The organism is Pseudophaeobacter profundi, assembly GCF_029697505.1.
GTDB classification, from domain to species: Bacteria; Pseudomonadota; Alphaproteobacteria; order Rhodobacterales; family Rhodobacteraceae; genus Pseudophaeobacter; species Pseudophaeobacter profundi.
Genome location: NZ_JARJEF010000227.1, coordinates 1 through 277, shown reverse-complemented (window position 1 = coordinate 277; position 277 = coordinate 1). Strand labels below are relative to the sequence as shown.

General features: G+C 22.4%; 1 protein-coding gene. It reads left to right on the top strand.

Translation table 11 applies throughout. From position 1 onward, the window contains the following. Positions 1 to 139 precede the first annotated feature (139 nt). The coding region (locus P2081_RS21300; protein WP_369011423.1) for a proton-conducting transporter transmembrane domain-containing protein at positions 140 to 277 on the top strand (138 nt) is incomplete at its 3' end.

The window sequence follows — 277 nt, the reverse complement described above, 5'->3', positions numbered from 1 at the left end:
GTTAGTTGGGGATAACATAATAAATGAAATAATATTAACAATATCTATAATTATTAAGCTAGGAGTTGCTCCCTTCCATAATTGAGTACTAATAATAATTAACAATATTAGCTACTGAACTTTATTTTCATTATTAACAATTATAAAAATTCCACCTTTAGTAGTATTGTATCAAATTAATAGAAGAATAATTATTCTTCCAATAATTTTAAGAGCAATTTTTGGAGCAATTTCATGTATAAATCAAACTTCAATAAAAAAAACTATTGGATATTCA